Source organism: Mammaliicoccus fleurettii (genome assembly GCF_002018435.1).
GTDB lineage: Bacteria > Bacillota > Bacilli > Staphylococcales > Staphylococcaceae > Mammaliicoccus > Mammaliicoccus fleurettii.
On the sequence record NZ_MWJM01000007.1, the window covers coordinates 124,738 to 144,110 of the forward strand.

General features: G+C 31.3%; 17 protein-coding genes and 1 pseudogene. 9 read left to right on the plus strand and 9 right to left on the minus strand.

Translation table 11 applies throughout. The annotated features are described in order from the left end of the window. The first annotated feature begins 594 nt into the window (after positions 1 to 594). The 3 genes from B2G86_RS07515 to B2G86_RS13560 all read left to right on the plus strand — a co-directional run bounded on the left by B2G86_RS07515 (position 595) and on the right by B2G86_RS13560 (position 3,376). Positions 595 to 2,652: a heavy metal translocating P-type ATPase gene (locus B2G86_RS07515; protein WP_420798271.1), complete on the plus strand. Its 2,058-nt coding sequence runs from the start codon at positions 595 to 597 to the stop codon at positions 2,650 to 2,652. Positions 2,653 to 2,667: 15 nt separating this feature from the next. Next, complete coding sequence (locus B2G86_RS07520; protein WP_078357509.1) at positions 2,668 to 3,225, plus strand: YdhK family protein; 558 nt, start codon at positions 2,668 to 2,670, stop codon at positions 3,223 to 3,225. Between the two features lie 73 nt (positions 3,226 to 3,298). Further along, positions 3,299 to 3,376 (plus strand): type II toxin-antitoxin system YoeB family toxin, encoded by a 78-nt coding sequence (locus B2G86_RS13560; protein WP_256681906.1) that lies wholly within the window; start codon positions 3,299 to 3,301, stop codon positions 3,374 to 3,376. Between the two features lie 139 nt (positions 3,377 to 3,515). Here the strand turns inward: B2G86_RS13560 and B2G86_RS07530 are convergent, their stop codons facing one another. From B2G86_RS07530 to dcuS, 4 genes are all read right to left on the minus strand, one after another. Next, positions 3,516 to 4,700: an NAD(P)-dependent malic enzyme gene (locus tag B2G86_RS07530; protein WP_078357510.1), complete on the minus strand. Its 1,185-nt coding sequence runs from the start codon at positions 4,698 to 4,700 to the stop codon at positions 3,516 to 3,518. 21 nt (positions 4,701 to 4,721) lie between these two features. Further along, a complete protein-coding gene (locus B2G86_RS07535) occupies positions 4,722 to 6,071 on the minus strand; it encodes a 2-hydroxycarboxylate transporter family protein (RefSeq protein ID WP_078357511.1) in 1,350 nt (449 codons plus the stop codon). 122 nt (positions 6,072 to 6,193) lie between these two features. Next, complete coding sequence (locus B2G86_RS07540) at positions 6,194 to 6,907, minus strand: response regulator (RefSeq protein WP_078357512.1); 714 nt, start codon at positions 6,905 to 6,907, stop codon at positions 6,194 to 6,196. Continuing rightward, on the minus strand, positions 6,901 to 8,508 hold the full coding sequence (dcuS, locus tag B2G86_RS07545) for a DcuS/MalK family sensor histidine kinase (protein WP_078357513.1): 1,608 nt from the start codon (positions 8,506 to 8,508) through the stop codon (positions 6,901 to 6,903). The genes B2G86_RS07540 and dcuS overlap by 7 nt, the downstream gene beginning before the upstream one ends. Positions 8,509 to 8,597: 89 nt before the next feature. On the opposite strand from dcuS, the pseudogene B2G86_RS07550 reads away from it, so the two are divergent. After that, positions 8,598 to 8,690: pseudogene (locus tag B2G86_RS07550) on the plus strand (type II toxin-antitoxin system YoeB family toxin); the annotation flags it as partial. Positions 8,691 to 8,794: 104 nt separating this feature from the next. Here the strand turns inward: B2G86_RS07550 and lhgO are convergent. The 4 genes from lhgO to B2G86_RS07570 form a co-directional block, all read right to left on the minus strand. Next, positions 8,795 to 9,985 (minus strand): L-2-hydroxyglutarate oxidase, encoded by a 1,191-nt coding sequence (gene lhgO, locus B2G86_RS07555; RefSeq protein WP_078357514.1) that lies wholly within the window; start codon positions 9,983 to 9,985, stop codon positions 8,795 to 8,797. Positions 9,986 to 10,048: 63 nt separating this feature from the next. Continuing rightward, positions 10,049 to 10,753, minus strand: coding sequence for a FadR/GntR family transcriptional regulator (locus B2G86_RS07560; protein WP_078357515.1), 705 nt, complete (start codon positions 10,751 to 10,753; stop codon positions 10,049 to 10,051). Then, positions 10,754 to 12,676 (minus strand): TRAP transporter permease, encoded by a 1,923-nt coding sequence (locus tag B2G86_RS07565; RefSeq protein ID WP_078357516.1) that lies wholly within the window; start codon positions 12,674 to 12,676, stop codon positions 10,754 to 10,756. Continuing rightward, entirely contained in the window at positions 12,666 to 13,688 is a 1,023-nt protein-coding gene (locus B2G86_RS07570; protein ID WP_078357517.1) for a TAXI family TRAP transporter solute-binding subunit, read from the minus strand. The genes B2G86_RS07565 and B2G86_RS07570 overlap by 11 nt, the downstream gene beginning before the upstream one ends. 263 nt (positions 13,689 to 13,951) lie before the next feature. On the opposite strand from B2G86_RS07570, the gene B2G86_RS07575 reads away from it, so the two are divergent. The 5 genes from B2G86_RS07575 (at position 13,952) to B2G86_RS07595 (ending at position 18,794) form a co-directional block, all read left to right on the plus strand. Then, positions 13,952 to 14,344 (plus strand): (deoxy)nucleoside triphosphate pyrophosphohydrolase, encoded by a 393-nt coding sequence (locus B2G86_RS07575; protein WP_078357518.1) that lies wholly within the window; start codon positions 13,952 to 13,954, stop codon positions 14,342 to 14,344. Between the two features lie 2 nt (positions 14,345 to 14,346). After that, positions 14,347 to 17,229 (plus strand): DEAD/DEAH box helicase, encoded by a 2,883-nt coding sequence (locus B2G86_RS07580; RefSeq protein ID WP_078357519.1) that lies wholly within the window; start codon positions 14,347 to 14,349, stop codon positions 17,227 to 17,229. A 197-nt stretch (positions 17,230 to 17,426) separates the two neighbouring features. Beyond that, positions 17,427 to 17,870: a LytTR family DNA-binding domain-containing protein gene (locus B2G86_RS07585; RefSeq protein ID WP_078357520.1), complete on the plus strand. Its 444-nt coding sequence runs from the start codon at positions 17,427 to 17,429 to the stop codon at positions 17,868 to 17,870. After that, on the plus strand, positions 17,867 to 18,337 hold the full coding sequence (locus B2G86_RS07590; protein WP_078357521.1) for a DUF3021 domain-containing protein: 471 nt from the start codon (positions 17,867 to 17,869) through the stop codon (positions 18,335 to 18,337). The genes B2G86_RS07585 and B2G86_RS07590 overlap by 4 nt, the downstream gene beginning before the upstream one ends. Next, entirely contained in the window at positions 18,330 to 18,794 is a 465-nt protein-coding gene (locus tag B2G86_RS07595; RefSeq protein ID WP_078357522.1) for a DUF4188 domain-containing protein, read from the plus strand. The genes B2G86_RS07590 and B2G86_RS07595 overlap by 8 nt, the downstream gene beginning before the upstream one ends. Before the next feature lie 87 nt (positions 18,795 to 18,881). Here B2G86_RS07595 and B2G86_RS13195 read toward each other — a convergent pair. Further along, a partial coding sequence (locus B2G86_RS13195) for an LPXTG cell wall anchor domain-containing protein (protein WP_142242932.1) occupies positions 18,882 to 19,373 on the minus strand: 492 nt, incomplete at its 5' end.

A 19,373-nucleotide genomic window follows, 5' to 3' on the forward strand; every position in this document is an offset into this window, starting at 1 on the left:
AATAGTGAGGATTACTATGATTAAAGTAGTTAAGTAATGGTAGCTCAACTCTTCTATCAAAGTCATATTTTCATAATTCCTTATAAAATCTACGTTTAATAACACGTCAGAAGTATGAAAATTTGTTATTAAATCAAGAATTAAAAACAAAAAATATATAATAAGTGTAAGTATTAAACTTATAATTAATGGCGTTATGATTAAACGTGTTTTACTCATTCACACATCTCCTATACACAAAACAAATTTTTAAGTCATTACATATTTATCCTCTCACCACTACACTTTTTTAGTCTCTTACTATTTCATTCAAAATTTCTATTTGTTTGTCTCTTTCTTTTATAATTGAAGAAAGATTATTGTCATTTTTTAAATTGATTACGCGTATTGCATAATCTTGTATCTCCATATTTTCAGCTCCAATTTGTATCTACCTTTCTTATTTATAAAGTTCTTGGAAGGTTTGTTATCACTATTTACTGTAAACCATGATTGTTGTTATTGAACAATAAAATCACTAATAAATCATTCCACTATATACCTGCATGGGGTATATGATATACTATGATTATTAACTAATTATTTTAAAATTTTATAAATAGGAGGTTTACTATCTTGAATAAAGAAAACGAACATAATCATGGACACCATAACCATCAAGATCATGAAACCCATGGTGATCACAGTGATCACGCTCATCACCATGGTGATTTTAAAAGTAAATTCTTTATTTCATTAATTTTCGCAATACCTATTATTATTCTATCACCTATGATGGGGATAACATTGCCGTTTCAATTTTCATTCAAAGGTTCAAATTGGATTGTATTAGTTCTTGCTACAACATTATTCTTTTATGGTGGAAAACCATTTATTACTGGTGCTAAACATGAAATTCTAAGTAAAAAACCTGGTATGATGACATTAGTCACGCTAGGTATTTCTGTTGCATATATTTATAGTTTATATGCATTCTATATGAATAACTTTACTAACGTAGCACATACTATGGACTTTTTCTGGGAGTTAGCTACTTTAATTGTCATTATGTTATTAGGTCACTGGATTGAAATGAATGCTGTTGGTAATGCCAGTAATGCTTTGAAGAAAATGGCAGAACTCTTACCTAAGACAGCTATAAAAATAATCAGTGAAGACGAGCGCCAAGAAGTAAAGATATCTGAAATTGATATTGATGATATCGTTGAAGTTAAAGCTGGTGAAAGCATACCCGCTGACGGTATCATCATACAAGGTGAGACATCTATTGACGAAGCATTAGTAACGGGTGAATCGAAGCTCGTTCCTAAAGTATTTGACGATGAAGTTATTGGCGGTTCTATCAATGGTTCAGGTACGATACGAGTAAAAGTTACTGCTACTGGTGAAAATGGCTATCTCTCTCAAGTAATGGGACTTGTAAATCAAGCACAAAATGATAAGTCCAAAGCTGAGTTATTATCTGATAAAGTAGCTGGTTATTTATTCTACTTTGCAGTTAGTATCGGTTTAATTTCATTTATAGTATGGATGCTTATCCATAATGATGTTGATTTTGCACTTGAACGTCTTGTAACAGTACTCGTCATTGCTTGTCCACATGCTTTAGGATTAGCAATTCCTTTAGTTACTGCCCGTTCTACATCTATTGGTGCTCACAATGGTTTAATTATCAAAAATAGAGAATCAGTAGAAACTGCCCGACATTTAAGTTATATCATGATGGATAAAACAGGCACATTAACTGAAGGGAATTTCTCAGTTAATCATTATGAAAGTTTTGATAAACAGTTAAAAGATGAAGATGTATTGAGTTTATTTGCTTCCTTAGAAAGTAATTCAAATCACCCACTTGCTACTGGTATTGTCAATTACGTTAAAAGTAAAAATATTTCCTATTCTAGCCCTAAGGAAGTCAACAACTTACCAGGTGTCGGACTAGAAGGTACTGTTAATAATAGAAAATTAAAAATAACAAATGTCACTTATTTAGATCAAAATAAATTTGATTACAATAAAGACCAATTTACTAAACTTGCTAAAGAAGGCAACTCTGTTAGTTATTTAATTGATGACAAACAAGTTATTGGTGTTATCGCACAAGGTGATAAAATTAAAGAAACTTCAAAACAAATGGTTTCAGATCTATTATCTAGAAACATCACACCTGTCATGCTTACAGGTGATAATAACGAAGTAGCCCAAGCAGTTGCTGAAAAATTAGGTATTGATGATGTCCATTCACAATTAATGCCCGAAGATAAAGAAAATATTATTAAAGATTATCAATCAAAAGGTAGTAAAGTGATGATGGTTGGCGATGGTATTAATGATGCACCAAGTCTTATTAGAGCCGATATTGGCATGGCTATAGGTGCAGGTACCGATGTTGCCGTTGAATCTGGTGACGTCATACTCGTTAAAAGCAATCCATCAGACATTATTAGTTTCTTAAATCTTTCTCAAAATACAATGAAAAAAATGATTCAAAACCTTTGGTGGGGAGCTGGATACAACATTATCGCTGTACCTTTAGCAGCGGGAATACTAGCTTCTATCGGAATAATCTTATCCCCTGCTGTAGGAGCTATACTCATGTCATTCAGTACGATTATCGTAGCAATTAACGCTTTCACACTAAAATTAAACTAATAAGGAGATTTAAAAATGATTAAAAAATTAAGCTTTATTTTATTAGCATCAGGATTGGTATTATCAGCTTGTTCATCAGATAAAGAGGACGAAAACAAAAAAGATAAAAATCACAAGCAAGAAGAAAATATGGAGCATATGGATCATAAAAGCGATAGTAAAGTTCCTAAAGGTATGAAAACTACAGAAGACAGTAAATTTAAAAAAGATGATAAAGTTACGATTACAGAAGGTCATATGCCTGGTATGAAAAACGCTAAAGGTACGGTTAAAGGTGCATATGAAACTTATGCTTATGAAGTAACTTATACACCTAAAGATGGCGGAAAAAAAGTTAAAAATCATAAATGGGTCGTTAATGAAGAAGTAGCAGATGCACCTAAAGAAGGATTCAAAAAAGGAGACACTGTTAAATTAGAAGCAGACCACATGAATGGTATGAAAGGCTCAGAAGCAAAAATAGATGATGTAAACAAAACAACTGTTTATGTAGTTGATTATAAATCAACGGAAGATGACAAAATGGTTAAAAATCATAAATGGATGACAAGCGATGAACTAAAAGCACGTTAAATATAAGTTTATTAATTTTATCAAACAAAAACCTAGTATTTTCAAGAAAAAGATAAGAAGTTGGTAAAAAAGAATTAATTATAAACATAGACTAGTATATACAATTAAAGATTCATCTATCTTAATTATTTCTTGTAGGTATCATTACTGACTATATAATGATTTGAGGCTGAGACAAGTTAATTGTCTCAGCCTCAATTTTTTATTTATATTTCTTTATTTCCTGGGTAATCTCAATGTGTTGATCTCTTTTTTGAATAAAGACACGTGCTGCAAAGTTACATATTCATTTACTTAACTAATACTTCTACCTGATTTCTCACACATTTCTTAACGGATTCTGAGACTTGTTCTACGACTCTTTTGTCTAATGAGTTTGGTATGACATAGTTTGTATTGAGTTCGTCGTCTTCTATTGTTGAAGCGATTGCTTTGGCTGCGGCAATTTTCATGTCTGTTGTTATGTGTTGTGTTTGTGCGTCTAACACACCTCTAAATATACCTGGAAATGCTAATAAGTTGTTGATTTGGTTAGGATAATCTGAACGCCCTGTTCCAACAACTGATGCACCTGCTTCATATGCTTCTTCTGGATATATTTCCGGTGTTGGATTTGCTAATGCAAATATGATTGGATTAACGTTCATTATTTTTATATGTTCTTTTGTTAATGCTTTTGGTCCAGATACGCCAATGAATACATCTGCATTTTGTATAACGTCATCTAGTGTGCCTCTTTGATTATCAATGTTAGTATATTCCGCAATTTCTCGTTGAGTACTGTTTAGCCATGTTTCAGATTTGCTTAATACACCTTCTAGACTAACCAATGTGATGTTTTTATAACCCGCTTCTAACAATAATTTAGCTATAGCAATACCTGCGGACCCTGCTCCGTTTATAATGATTTTTGCATTAATATCTTCATTTTCTACGACTTTAAGTGCATTGATTAGTGCTGCTAGTACTACAATTGCTGTTCCATGTTGATCGTCATGAAATACTGGGATATCTAATTCTTCGATTAATCTCTTCTCTATTTCAAAGCAACGTGGTGCCGATATGTCTTCTAAGTTTATTCCAGAAAAATTAGGTTGTAATGCTTTAATTATGGAAATGATTTCTTCTGTATCTTTTGTATCTAAAGAAATTGGAAAAGCATCAACGTTTGCTAATTGCTTAAATAGAATACTCTTACCTTCCATTACAGGTATTGCCGCTTTTGGACCAATATCTCCTAAACCTAGTACAGCAGTTCCATCTGTAATAACAGCTATCATATTGCCTCGCGCTGTTAATGTATTAGCTCTTGTTTCATCATCAGCAATTGCTCTACAAACTTCTGAAACACCTGGTGTATAAACAACACTTAAATCTTCTACTGTATTCACTTCAACTTTACTTGTAATTTCTATTTTACCTGCATGTTCATTGTGTAGATTAATAGATTCGCTATATTCGCTTCTATCTGTCATTTTAAATTCTCCTTATATTTTTTAACTCAATAATTTTAATAGTAATGATGCTAAAATAACTGTAGACACTCCCCCGATTCTCGTTGCAACTTGTGCAAATGGCATGAGTGCCATACGTTTAGAAGCTGATAATATCGCAACATCTCCTGTACCACCTAATCCACTATGACAACCTGTAACAATAGCTGAATCAACTGGATACATTTTCATTAATTTACCTACGAAATATCCAGAAGCGATCATTGTTAATACGACTGAAGCACATACAACTACATATGCTGGCGTAACAATTTTCACAACATCTTCTAAAGGAATATAAAGCATGCCAAGACCTACCATTAATGGCCAAGTTAAACTTGTAGATATGAATTTATATAAATTGTGTGCACCATCTTCCATTTTATGTGGCATCACTTTTAAACATTTAATTAGCGTTGCAAATAAAATCATAATTACAGGTCCAGGTATACCGGTGAACTTTTGACCTAGCGTACCCACAATAAAGAAACTACATGCTATAAGTAACCCTGCGCCCATAAGTGAGAAATCAATAACTTTTTCTTTCTCTTGCTCTTCAAGGATTTCATCACCATTTTTTGATCTTACTAACTTTCCGTTTCCAGAAAGGTGAGTTTTCTTTTCACCTAAGCGCATCATTAATCCAGCGCAAATTACTGCGAAAATATTACCGATAACTGCTGCTGGAATCATTTGAGAAACGAATGACTCTGCAGAACCACCTAATATAGATGAATATGCAATTGATAAAGGTAGAATACCTTCACCAATTCCACCACCGATAATAGGAACAACAATATAAAATAAAGTATGTTGAATATCATAACCAAGTAGAAGGCCAACTAGTAGACCTGCAGATACTGCTAAAATAGTACCAACGACTAAAGGTACAAACATACGTGTAAATCCTTGAATCAATACTTTACTATTCATACCTAAAATACTTCCTACAACAAGACAAGAAATATAAAAATACAAAAAGTTAGACGTCTTCATTAAAGTTGTAACCGCTTCCATTGAAGACGTATTAATTACATCTAAAAACACTAAAATAGAAGGTACTAACAAAGCTAAAATCGCTGGACCTCCAATTTCCTTTAAAATTGGAATCCTTTGGCCAAGATCACCTAACAATATTCCTAAAATCATAATGACAGCAAACCCGCCTATCATGTCTGCTGGTAATGTATTATATATGGATGCAGTTAATATAATTGCTGCTAAAATAACGTAAAGTGGTAATGGTAATACACCCACTTTAGCTTTTAATAACTTATCCCCAATATTTTTAAAATTATTTTCAAGTGGCATCTCACTTTGAGTAAGCGCTTTCAAATTTGTCTTCGTGTTCATAAATATCCCCCTTAATTGATATAAGCTTATTTTATGTAAAGCTTATAAAAATTTATAGGTTATGAAATTTTAATTATCTTTTTGTAATTAAAAAAACCAAACTAAAAGTGATGTAGTTTGGTTTATACTATATACGATTTTAAATATTTTAAGTTATCTTTTTTAAATTTATAGAAATAAATTGGGCGACCGATACCATATGTTAAGGATTCTTCTAATACATCGATATCAGTTAGAAATTTTAAATATTTTCGGACGGAAACTCGTGAAATATTTGTGATTTTTGAGATTTCATCTGTTGAAAATTCACTTTCTTCAAAATAATTCATTTTCTCAATTATTATTTGTAGTGTCTCTTTTGTTACACCTTTTGGTAATTTAAGATCTGACTCCAATTGAATCGTAGTTTTATTTAAAAGGGCTGCATCTATATCTGCTTGTTTAATATGGCGATTTTCATTATAAAAATTTTGCCCTTGCTTGTATTTTAACAATGATTTTTTGAATCGCTCAAATTCAAATGGTTTTATTAAATAATCTACTGCTCCATAACGAAATGCTGTCTGTATATCTTCTACATCTGATGCTGCAGTAATTAATATAGCATCTATTTTATAACCTTGTTCTCTTACATATTTCAAAAATGTTAAGCCATTTTCTTCTGGCATATAAATATCGAGCAATAATAAATCTATTTCTTTAGTTTTTATAACGCTCATTGCTTCTGTAACATTTTGTGCAATATCTACTAATGCGTGAGGATCTATTTTTTCAATAAATTGTCGATTGATTTGAGCAACCATAGGGTCATCTTCTACAATAAGTATGTTTAACATTTATCTTCTTCCTTTTTTGGATAGTTTATAACGACTGAAAATTGTACATTACTTGCTTCATTAGAATCAATTTTAATATTACCTTTAAGCTTTTCAACGCTTTGTTGAACTAAATGTAAACCATATCCTCTATTTTCGCCTTTAGAAGAAACACCTTTTTCAAAAATTTGATCATCTAATTCATTTTCAAGTATTAATCCTGAATCAATAACATCAATCATTAATTGTTCATTTTCGTATTTCAAATGTACATCAATCGTTTTCTTTTTAACAGAAGAAGTCACTAGGGAGTCTATACTATTATCAATTAAATTACCTATAATCGTAATCATTTCATGTGTGATGTATGAATAATTTGGTTCAGGAATTGTTGTGTGATTCATAATAGATAGCTTAATATTCTGTTCTCTCGCTAAACTTAATTTACCAATTAAGAAACCAGCTAACACTGCGTCTTTAATTTTAGACGTAATATCTCCACTTTCTTGGCTGCCGAGTTCAACTATTTCATGTATGTATTGCTTCAAATCATCATAATGTTCCATCTGTAGCATACCAGAAATAACATGTAGCCTATTACTAAACTCATGTGATTGTGCTCGTAAAGTATCAGCGTATGTCTTAACACCAACTAATTGTTCCGATAATTTATTCACTTCAGTCTTATCTCTAAAAGTCGAAATCGCACCGACTGTTTCATCCTTAACAATAAGTGGCACTCTGTTCACTAATATCTTTAAACCATTAATGTTCTGTTCTTTATCACGTTCAGGTTTACCAAGCTCAACAACTTTTGGTAATTGTGTAGAAGCCATATAATCATTAATCTGCATACCAATAGGATTATCCTTTAGACCAGCCTTTTTAAAAATATCCATTGCAGACTTATTTACTAAATTAATTTTACCTTCCTTATCAACAGCTACAATGCCTTCATGAACAGACTGTAACATTGTATTTCTTTCTCCCAGTATTTTCGCAATATGGGAAGGCTCTAATCCAAGTAAAATTCTCTTAATATATCTAGACAACAAATATGCACCAATGGCACCGACAAACAATCCAATAATCGATCCAATAACAATTTGCTTATTACCATCCGCTAGAGCATCAGACACACTTTTCATAGGCACACCAACAGCAACAACACCAACTTGTTTACCATCAGAATAAACAGGTGTAAAAGACCTCAAAGACTTTCCAAGTGTCCCCTTAGAAATTGAAGAACTCACATGACCATTGAGAGCATCCTTCTCATCCCCACCTTTAAAATGCTTTCCAATCAAATCCTCATTAGGATGAGATTTTCTAACACCATTCATATCCATAACAACAATAAAACTCACATCCGTCGACCGTTGAATATCAGAAGCATACTCTTGTACCTTCTTACTACCATCATTATCCACCAAAGCCGACTGAACAACCCCAGACCTTGCAACCGTCTTACCAATAACCTCAGCCTTCTCCTCAGTCGTCTTATGAATTGTGTCCTTAATCGTATTGCTAATCAATATACCAGTTATCAACAAAGAAAACAGAACCACAATACAGACCACAATAATAACTAATGTACTTAACTTTAATCTCTGTTTCCTCAAAACCCAAAACCGCCTTTAGTTATAGTTAGTAAACATTTAACATATGTAATTAATTAGTAAAAATATATCATACTATCAGTTATTTTGTTTATTATTGTAGAAGAATTAATTATGAACATAGAATGGTATATACAATAAAAGATTCTTCTATCTTAATTATTTCTTGTAGGTATCATTACTAACTATATATTGATTTGAGGCTGAGACAAATTAATTGTCTCAGCCTCGATTTACGTAAAGTATTTGAAATTAATGATAATACTTCTGCTTTTTCAACAATTTATTTTCACAGTTTTTTATACTCTTTTGCAATTTCTTTTCCAATTTCTATTGAACAAGTGGCTGCTGGTGATGGTGCATTTAAAACATGTAATGAATGCTTACCTTTTTCAAAAACAAAATCATCTAATAATGTACCATCATTTAACATTGCTTGTGCTCTTACACCCGCTTCTATTGGTTTGATATCTTCATTTTTTATTGAGGGAATGAGTTTTTGTGCATTTTTAACAAAGGCTTTTTTATTAAAGGATCGATAATATTCTCCTAATGCTTCTTTGATATTTTTTAATCCCATCTTATATAACCCAGGAAATTTTAAAATTTCTAGTGTTTCATTTTTATGAAAATCTATTTTTCCATATGCTTCTTTTTTTAATCCAAGTACCGCATTTGGTCCGACATCAACACCTCCATCAATCATATTTGTAAAGTGTACTCCTAAAAAAGGCAAATCAGGATTTGGTACTGGATAAATCAAAGTATTTACATATTTTTCAGCATTAGTATTAAGTTGATAGTATTCTCCTCTAAATGGAATGATTTGAATAGTTGTATCTACACCACTCATTTGAGCAATTTTATCACTATATAAACCAGCACAATTAATTATATTTTTAGCTCTAAATTTTTTACTATGGCTTTCTACAATAATATTATCCTCTGACACTTCAATGTGTGTCACTGGAGTATTAAATTCAACTTTTCCACCTAATTCTTCAAATAATAATTTAAATTGTTTTGTTACTTTTTTATAATCTACAATCGCCGTTTCTTCTACTTTTATACCACCTACTGTATTCACATATGGTTCAATCTTATTTACTGCTTCCGCATCTAGTAATTTTACTGAAAGTCCATTTTGTAGTCCTCTTTCATATAATTCATGTAATTTTTTTAACTCTTCCTCAGCTGTAGCAACAATTATTTTGCCACATTGATTAAATGGAAGTTTGTATTTTTTACAAAAATCAATCATAGATTGTGAACCCTTTTTACTAAATTCAGCTTTATGTGAACCTGGCTTATAATAAATGCCTGAATGAATTACTCCACTATTATGACCAGTTTGGTGTTCTGCAAAACTCTTTTCTTTTTCTAATACTAAAATATCTAACTCAGGATTTTGTAATTTTAAATGATATCCAGTACTAAACCCAATAATACCTCCACCAATAATTACTACATCAGTTTTCATAAAATCCTCCTTACACATTAATATCACAAGCTTCTACTTCAATTCCAACATTCTTCATACATATCACCTGCACCTTATATCGCCCAATTTCTTTCTCATTGTAACTAAATGTTTTTTCATTGCTTTTTTTGCATTAGATTCTTCTTGATTTTTTATGGCATTATATATAATTTCATGCTCTTTAATTACACTTTCTCTTTTTTCAATCATGCCTTTATTTAAATTCAATGAATATTCCAATGCATTTAAATGGATTTCTTCTAAATTCTCAAAAGTCTTAATCATATATTGATTTTTAGTACATTGCACTATGCATTTATGAAAATTATAATCTGCTTCTAAACCAAGTGCATATTCATCTTGATGTGCTTTTTTATATTCTTGAAATGCATAATCAATAAATGTCATATCTTCTTCAGTTCTTCTGATAGCACAAATTCCAGCAGCTTCAACTTCTATAATGGTTCTCATTTCCAAAATATCAAGCAAATCTTTATCTGAAAATCTTCCAAAAGCATGCTGTCTAAAAGAATCTGAAGCATCATTATTTATAACATAACTACCTTTACCTTGAAATGACTCAATATATCCGATAGAATCAAGCTTGCTTAGTGCCTCTCTTATAGGATATCTACTTACTTCAAATTCTTTTGACAATATTGACTCTGAGGGTAGTCTGTCACCTATTTTATATTTATTATTTTTTATTCTTGTAACTAGCTCTTCAAATATAACTTCTGATAAACGCTTTGAACTATCATGTTCCATTTAGGATACGCCTACCTTCTTAGTTTTAATATAATGCATCCCAATTAACAAAATAACACCTATAATTCCAATAATACTTGTTATCATTTCAGGGAAAATAAGCATTACAGCAAACGCTATAAATAAAATTCTTTCTATTATATTTAATTTAACTAATAAATAATTACCCATACCTACTACTAAAGCGTATATACCAACTAATGAAATAACTATTGTTACAATTAATTCACCAATATTAATATTACCAGTTGGATTATTTAATAATAGCTCTGGATTATATACAAGCAAGAATGGAATAATAAATCCAGGTAGCGCTAGACGTAAAGCTGTCCAAGATGTTTTTACTGGATCAGCATTTGCTATACCTGCACCAGTATATGCTGCTAGTGCAACTGGTGGTGTTACATTAGACATTGCTCCAAAATAAAATACAAAGAAATGAGCTGCAAGTGGTTCCACTCCTGCTTGAACTAAAGATGGAGCCACAGTAACTGCAACTACTATATATAGAGCAGTTGAAGGTAAACCAAAGCTTAGTACTATACAAGTTATCATAACCATTATTAATATTACTATTAGGTGTCCACCTGCTATATCAATAACATTATAAGCAAGCATAGACCCTACACCTGTCATACCTACAGTAGCGATTACTATACCAACCGAAGCACAGGCTAAAGCTACTTGAATTGAACCTTTAGCACCATCAATTAAAGCTTCAAAAAACTTTTTAAATGTTACTCTTGTTGATTTATCCTTAGTTAAATATGAAGCTAATATTGCGGATATAATACCGGAAAACCCTGCAAATATTGCTGTTTTTCCTATTAATAATGCTACAATTACAACTATAATTGGTAATAGCAACGTGCCTCTTTCTTTTAATACCTCTCTAATTAAAGGAATGCTGTCTTTACTTACCCCTTTTAATCCTTTCTTTTTTGATTCTGTGTCAATTGCCCATACTAAAGCAATATAATAGAATAATGCCGGTATAATACCTGCAAGGACTATCGTTGTATATGGCACACCAAGAAAACCTGCCATTATAAATGCAGCAGCCCCCATAATAGGTGGCATAATCATACCACCAGTTGAAGCTGCAGCTTCAACACCACCAGCAAACCTTGGTGTTAGTCCAATATTTTTCATTAAAGGAATTGTAAATGATCCAGTAGTTGCCACGTTAGCAACTGCACTACCATTTAATGATCCAGTTAAAGCACTTGTAATAACCGCTACTTGTGCAGGACCTCCACGACGCTGACCTGCTACAGCTAATGCTAAATCATTAAATAATTTACTTGCACCACTTACTCCTAAAAATGCTCCAAATAAAATGAATAACATAATGTATGTTGCTGCAATTGATAGCGTACTACCAAATATACCTTCAGTAGTCATATAGAAACGATATAATAATCGTTTAATACTAAATCCTGAATGTGCAAAATCGATAGGAAAATAATTTCCGTATAAGGCATAAATTATTGCAAATATACTTAGTAATGGTATAAAAATTCCAATCGTTCTTCTTGTAATTTCAAATAACACTATGATAGCTATGACAGCAAATATGTAATCAGTTGTATTTGCTTGTGATGCTCTATCAACATGTAAAGTAGTGTAATTAAGAATAATGTATCCAATACCCACTATTGTTAAAACAATGAAAATTATATCAACAACAGAAGGTCGTGTTTTTTCAACTCCTTTTTTACTAGTTGGGTATAACATAAACCCTAGTAATACTATTAGTATTAAGAATATTGAATTTTGATGAAAAGTCTGTAAGTTTAAAAAGCTTGAGGCTGATAAAACAAATATAGACAAAATAATTGCTATGCCATTAAATAAATATTTACTGCCACCTTGTAATTCTCTAACTTGAGACATCACTTCTTTTTCTACTTTATTTTTCATCTTGATTACCCCCTTCTTTTTCTTTAACTTCTTCAGGGATTAATCTGTCATCAATTTTAAGACCTTTTTCTTTATAATATCGATATGCTCCTTCATGCAAAGGCGTATTTAAACCATTAAGAGCAGTCTCTAATTTCATTTCTTTCGCTGAGTTATGTACATCTATCATGAAATCACGATTTTCATGTAACATTTTCGTTAAGTTATAAACCATATCTGGGTCCATCTCTTTAGTTGTTACGAGTATATTTGGTTGTGCAATCGTTTGAATATCTTTTTTCTGTTTTGGATATGTACCTTTTTTAATCGTATAACGATACCAAGTATCTACTTGGCTATTAATATCTTTCATTTGTTTATCAGTAACCTCTAAAATCGATGCATTTACTCCTGAAGCATACATATCTGTTATAGATGATACAGGTACACCTGCTGGTAAGGAACCACCATCTAATCTTCCATCTCTCATTGCTGATATTGTTTCTTCGTAACCTAAATATTCAGGTGAAATATCTTTTTTTGTTTGTCCTATACCTTTCATCATCATTAAAGTTGACTGTTCAGTACCACTAGCTCTAGGTCCCACTGAAAATGAACTTCCTTTTATGTCAGCAATTGTTCCAGTTTTTACATCACTATTTTTCAAGACAAAGTGTTCGACATTTGGCCAAATCATACTCATTGAACGTAATGAATCATATTTTTCATCTTTGTAAATACCTGTTCCTTGAGATGCTTGTGTTGAAATCAAACCTTGTAAAATTGAAAAGTCGGCTTCATTTTGTTTCATTAAATCAATATTTTCTACTGAACCAGCAGAAGATTGACCATTAAATTTAGTATTTTGATCTCGATAATGTTTAGTCCATAGTTGCCCCATGCCTACTCCTATTGGGTAATAGGTACCTCCTGTTGATGCAGTTGCAATGTTATATGTTTTCTTTTTTTCAAAATTACATCCAGCTAATATTAATGCCATACATATTAATAAACTCATCAAGCGAAACTTCATAAATAATCCCCCCCCTAAATTTAAATAAAGCGCTTTCACTTGTATTACAAGTCTATATTGTAATTTTACTTTTTTCAATGAATTTTTAAATATATGCAATTATTCATTCATCATTATATATATATTTCTAATTTTTTCAGATATAAAATTTCACTAAAATCATCTAAAATTGCACCTTTCTTGATCGTAAATTTACATTTTATTACCGTAGCGGCAATATTTTGTTAAAATATAAATAAATACGATATTTTGGAGGTAATATTTTGAAAAAACAAATCGAAGTTGTTGGTGCTATCATTTTTTCTAATAATAAAGTTCTTTGTGCGCAAAGAAATGAAAATATGAGTTTACCTCTAATGTGGGAATTTCCTGGTGGTAAAGTTGAAAAAGATGAATCTGAAATTGATGCATTAAAACGTGAAATAAAAGAAGAAATGTTATGTGATTTAGAAGTTGGAGAGAAAATCACATCTACTGCTTATGAATATGATTTTGGAATTGTTAATCTTCATACATATAAATGCAAATTAAAAGAAAAGATGCCTACTTTGACTGAACATAAAAGTATTAAATGGCTAGAGGTTAATGAATTAGAATCGTTAGAATGGGCGCCTGCAGACATACCTGCTGTGAAAATTATTGTAGATGAGGGATAACAATGAATAATTTATTAGAAGACTTTAATCAGTCGCTACATAAAGGATTTATTGATCGTACTATCTCTCATAAAGGTAATTTCATGCCTAAATTATTGATTAATAATAAAGAAGAGAATGTACTTTCAACGATTATTAATGAACTATATAAATGTAAATCATTTACGATTTCAGTTGCCTTTATTACTGAAAGTGGATTAGCTAGTTTAAAATCACACCTTTATGATTTAAATCAAAAAGGCATTAAAGGTAAAATCATTACATCTAACTATTTAGGGTTTAATACACCTAAAATGTATAAAGAATTATTGAAACTTAATAATGTTGATGTCAGACTGACCGATGTCAACGGATTCCATGCTAAAGGTTATGTATTTGAGCATGAACATTATGCTTCTATGATTGTTGGAAGTTCTAATTTAACTTCGAATGCACTAAAAGTAAATTACGAACACAATATCTTACTTTCTACTCAGAAGAATGGTGATCTTGTTTATAATGTAAAAGCGCAATTTGATGAACTATGGGAGAAGAGTTCCCCACTATCAAATGCCTGGATTAAAGAATATGAACTTACATATGATGAGCGCAATTTAAAGAATGCTATACGTATTACACAAGAGCAAAATGAAATTCAAAATAATATCAATCAAGCTGGTAAAATCGAACCGAATATAATGCAAAAAGAAGCTTTACATTCATTAGCTGAACTTAGAAAAAGTGGTAAAGATAAGTCACTCATTATTTCTGCAACTGGTACGGGTAAGACCATTTTGTGTGCACTAGATGTCAGAAGCTATAATCCGAATAAATTTTTATTTATTGTTCACAATGAAGAAATCTTAAGGAAAGCAATTGAAGAATTCAAAAAAGTACTACCTTTTTCCAAAGATGAAGACTTTGGATTATTAACTGGTAAAAATAAAGCCATTCATTCCAAATATTTATTTGCTACAATTCAAACATTATCAAAAGATGATATATACAGTCAGTTTGATCAAAATCATTTTGATTATATCGTTTACGATGAAGCTCATCGTTCTGCAGCTAAGTCATATCAGAAAGTGTTCAACTATTTTACTCCTAATTTCGTTCTAGGAATGACCGCTACACCAGAAAGAACAGATAACTTAAACATATTTGAAATGTTTGATTACAATATCGCTTATGAAATCCGATTACAAAAAGCTCTCGAAAGTGAAATACTTTGTCCATTCCACTATTTTGGCGTTACTGACTATGTTCGTGATGGTAAAGCTACTGATGATTTTAGTAGTTTAACTGATTTAACTTCCAATGAAAGAGTCAAACATATATTAGAAAAAACTCAATACTATGGATACTCTGGTGATGAATTAAAGGGACTTATTTTTGTTAGTAGAAAAGACGAAGCAAAAGATTTAGCTGAAAAATTAACATTACATCAAGTACCTTCAAGAGCTTTAACAGGTGAAGATAATTCAGAAAAACGACAAGAAGCGATCGAACAGCTTAAATCAGGAGAAATCAATTATATCATTACCGTTAATCTATTTAACGAAGGTATAGATATTGCGCCTGTAAACCAAATTGTTATGTTGAGAGAAACTGAATCTAGTATTATCTTTATTCAACAACTTGGTAGAGGACTTAGAAAGAGTGATAATAAAGAATATGTAACAGTTATAGACTTTATAGGTAACTATGAAAAGAACTACCTAATCCCTGTCGCTTTATCCGGTGATCAATCACAAAATAAAGATAACTATAGAAGATTCTTAACTAGTAATACTGTCTTAAGTGGTGTTTCAACAATTAACTTTGAAGAAATCGCTAAAAAGAAAATATACGATTCACTCAAACAAGCCAAATTAAGTGCAGCATCTCATATTAAACAAGCCTATAACGAAGTAGAACAAAGAATAGGTCGAATGCCTTTACTCATGGACTTTATTAGACAGAACTCTATAGATCCTAGCGTCATATATTCATCTGAAAGTAACTATAAAAATTATCACGAATTTCTTGTTAAATCAAAGAAAATAGAAGACCAACTAACTGAGAATGAAAAGTTGAATTTAACATTCTTATCTAGAGAAATAGCACCCGGACTAAAGAACGTAGATCATACAATTTTAAATGCAATAATCGAAAGACCACATAAAATACAAGAACTATTAACACTCGCACAAAAAGTAGATCCTAAAGTTACACTTAAAGATATCGAAACAACTTTAAAAATATTAGACTATAGCTTCTATAGCGTTACAATAAACAAAACATATGGCGAGCCAATCATAACAATTTCAAACGATGAAGTAACATTAACAAAAACATTTGCGGCATCACTTGAAAACCTACTTTTCAAAACATATGTAGAAGATATAATCGAATTAGCACAATATAATAACACAACACATCATGGAAACCAAAACCGTCTCATCCTATACAACAAATATACAAGAAAAGATTTCGTTAAATTACTAAACTGGGATAAAGATGAATCCAGTACAATCTATGGATATAAATCTAAACATAATACCCTACCCATCTTTATCACATATCATAAACAAGATGATATCAGTGATAATACAAAGTACGAAGATGAATTCCTTAGCCCAGACGAACTCAAATGGTTCACAAGATCAGACAAGACATTAAACTCAAAAGAAGTAATCGAAATTATGGCACATAAAGAAAAAAATATAGATATGTATATTTTCGTTAAAAAAGAAGATTCAGCAGACGGAAAAGAATATTATTTCCTAGGAAAAGCACACTATCTAGAAGGCACAGCAGAACAAACAATCATGCCAAACGAAAAGAAAAACAACGTCGTAACGATGACATTATCCATGGAAAAACCTGTACAAGATGAAATTTATAGGTATATAATTGAGGAATAGAATCTAAATAATCATTCGCATGATATTCCTTTATCGACAGCCTTACCTCAGTCTAACAAGTAGACTGAGGTTTCTTTTATTTTATTACTAAGCAATTCATTTTCCCTACCACTTACTCACTTATATTTACCACTTAGCGAAATGATATAGTTTTTTCCAACGAAATTTGTTTTACTTTAGTTAAGGAGGAGGACATTATGAAATATAAAGTTAACTATGACGCTTCTTTAGAACAAGATGATTTAATCATCAACTGTCATCCTGACAATCAGAATATAGAAGAAATGATTCAATTAATACAAACTCATGCAGATCAAACTTTCTATCCTGTTAAAAACAGGCGTGATGAAACGCATATTGTGAAACAAAATGATATTTATAGTTTTCGCATTGAAAACAAACTATTAAATATCTATACATTAAATGGACAATATACTTATAATGAAAGGCTTTATAAATTAAAAAAGCATTTAAGTGATAATTTTTTACAAATATCCAAATCAGAAATCATAAATGTAACTTTTATAGATCATTTAGTACTAAATAAAAGTGGGATTATAGAAATTAAATTTATTAATAATGATACAACTTTTTCATCAAGACGATATTTAAAGGAAGTTAAGGAGGTATTAGGTTTATGAAACGTTTATGTAATGGTGCGATAATAGGCATCTCAATTGGTGTCATTATTTCAATTGTTTTCTCTCTACTGTTTGCTAGTGGTGGTTATGACCCTGTTAATCCACATTCTTATATGGGTGAAATTTACTTTGAATATTTAGATGATATCCAAATTATGATAATAGCCGTATGTGTTTGGGCAATGATAGGTATAACATTCAGCCTAAGCACATTAATATTTACACACCTTAAATATTCTAGAATCATAACGACTATTCTTCATTTTCTAATCATGTTAATTATATTTTTCCCATTAGCTATACTAGCAGGATGGTTCCCCTTCAAAGTGTCGGCAATATTAATTTTCTTCATCACATTTATTGTGGTTTACTTTATTATTTGGACAATACTTAATAAGAAAAATAAAAAAACAATTAATGAAATCAATACTTATATTAAAGGGAAAAGGGTTGATCAAAATGAATAAAGGAAGATTTACAGTAGTTCCCGAAAAGGATGTCACTGTATTTTTAATAGGCGTTCACATCAACAAACCTTTACAAGTCCATAAATGGCTACCTGTCATTTTAGCAATGCCAGCGATGCTTAAAGAATTATCAAATCATAAATCAATAGGCTGTCTATCATTTGAAATGTTCTTTAAATATAAAGGCGTAAATATCATACAATACTGGGATTCAAACGAATCATTATTAACATATTCAAAAATGCCTAAACACTTAAAAGCTTGGAAAAGATTTAGTAAGCAACTTAAAGGTAATAATGCAGTAGGATTCTATCACGAAACATATAACGTTAAAGAAAATAATTATGAAAATATTTATCTTAACATGCCTAACTTTGGATTAGGAAAAGCAGTATCCCCACAAGAAGTAACAACCCGCACACATTCAGCAAAACAAAGACTACAAGCAAACCAATAAATCATACTTATACAAATAAACATCCCAACCCGAAAGATTTAATTTCGAATTGGGATGTTTTTATGTTGTGGATAATGAGTTATAAATTTAGTTCTTACGTCTGAATGAAACTAATACAATTCCAAGTACCATCAAAATCATTATAATAAACGTAGTTACTATAGGATGATTTTGGATAGCTTCACCAGTATTTGGTAAAACACCTTGTTTATTTTCTTTATTTTTTTCATTCTTGTTTTGTTCTTTCATAGTTGAATCTTCCGGCTTAGACTTCCCTGACGTAGATCCTTCTGTCGTCGGTTTACCTGTTGTTGGCTCTTCCGTTGTCGGTTCTTCTGTTGTTGATTCCTCTGTCGTCGGTTCCTCTCTCGTCGGTTCCTCCGTTGTTGGCTCTTCCGTTGTTGGTTCCTCTGTCGTCGGTTCCTCTGTCGTTGGTTCCTCCGTCGTTGGTTCTTCTGTTGTTGGTTCCTCCGTTGTTGGCTCCTCTGTCGTTGGTTCCTCTGTCGTTGGTTCTTCTGTTGTTGGTTCCTCCGTTGTTGGCTCCTCTGTCGTTGGTTCCTCTGTCGTTGGTTCTTCTGT

Excerpts from the sequence above, each read along its gene's own strand:
- lhgO (WP_078357514.1), bottom strand. The coding sequence starts at position 9,985 with ATGAAAACTGATGTAGTAATTATTGGTGGAGGTATTATTGGGTTTAGT.
- B2G86_RS07520 (WP_078357509.1), top strand. The coding sequence starts at position 2,668 with ATGATTAAAAAATTAAGCTTTATTTTATTAGCATCAGGATTGGTATTA.
- B2G86_RS07595 (WP_078357522.1), top strand. The coding sequence starts at position 18,330 with ATGAATAAAGGAAGATTTACAGTAGTTCCCGAAAAGGATGTCACTGTA.
- B2G86_RS07580 (WP_078357519.1), top strand. The coding sequence starts at position 14,347 with ATGAATAATTTATTAGAAGACTTTAATCAGTCGCTACATAAAGGATTT.
- B2G86_RS07540 (WP_078357512.1), bottom strand. The coding sequence starts at position 6,907 with ATGTTAAACATACTTATTGTAGAAGATGACCCTATGGTTGCTCAAATC.
- B2G86_RS07565 (WP_078357516.1), bottom strand. The coding sequence starts at position 12,676 with ATGAAAAATAAAGTAGAAAAAGAAGTGATGTCTCAAGTTAGAGAATTA.
- B2G86_RS07590 (WP_078357521.1), top strand. The coding sequence starts at position 17,867 with ATGAAACGTTTATGTAATGGTGCGATAATAGGCATCTCAATTGGTGTC.
- B2G86_RS07570 (WP_078357517.1), bottom strand. The coding sequence starts at position 13,688 with ATGAAGTTTCGCTTGATGAGTTTATTAATATGTATGGCATTAATATTA.
- B2G86_RS07585 (WP_078357520.1), top strand. The coding sequence starts at position 17,427 with ATGAAATATAAAGTTAACTATGACGCTTCTTTAGAACAAGATGATTTA.
- B2G86_RS07530 (WP_078357510.1), bottom strand. The coding sequence starts at position 4,700 with ATGACAGATAGAAGCGAATATAGCGAATCTATTAATCTACACAATGAA.
- B2G86_RS07535 (WP_078357511.1), bottom strand. The coding sequence starts at position 6,071 with ATGAACACGAAGACAAATTTGAAAGCGCTTACTCAAAGTGAGATGCCA.
- B2G86_RS07560 (WP_078357515.1), bottom strand. The coding sequence starts at position 10,753 with ATGGAACATGATAGTTCAAAGCGTTTATCAGAAGTTATATTTGAAGAG.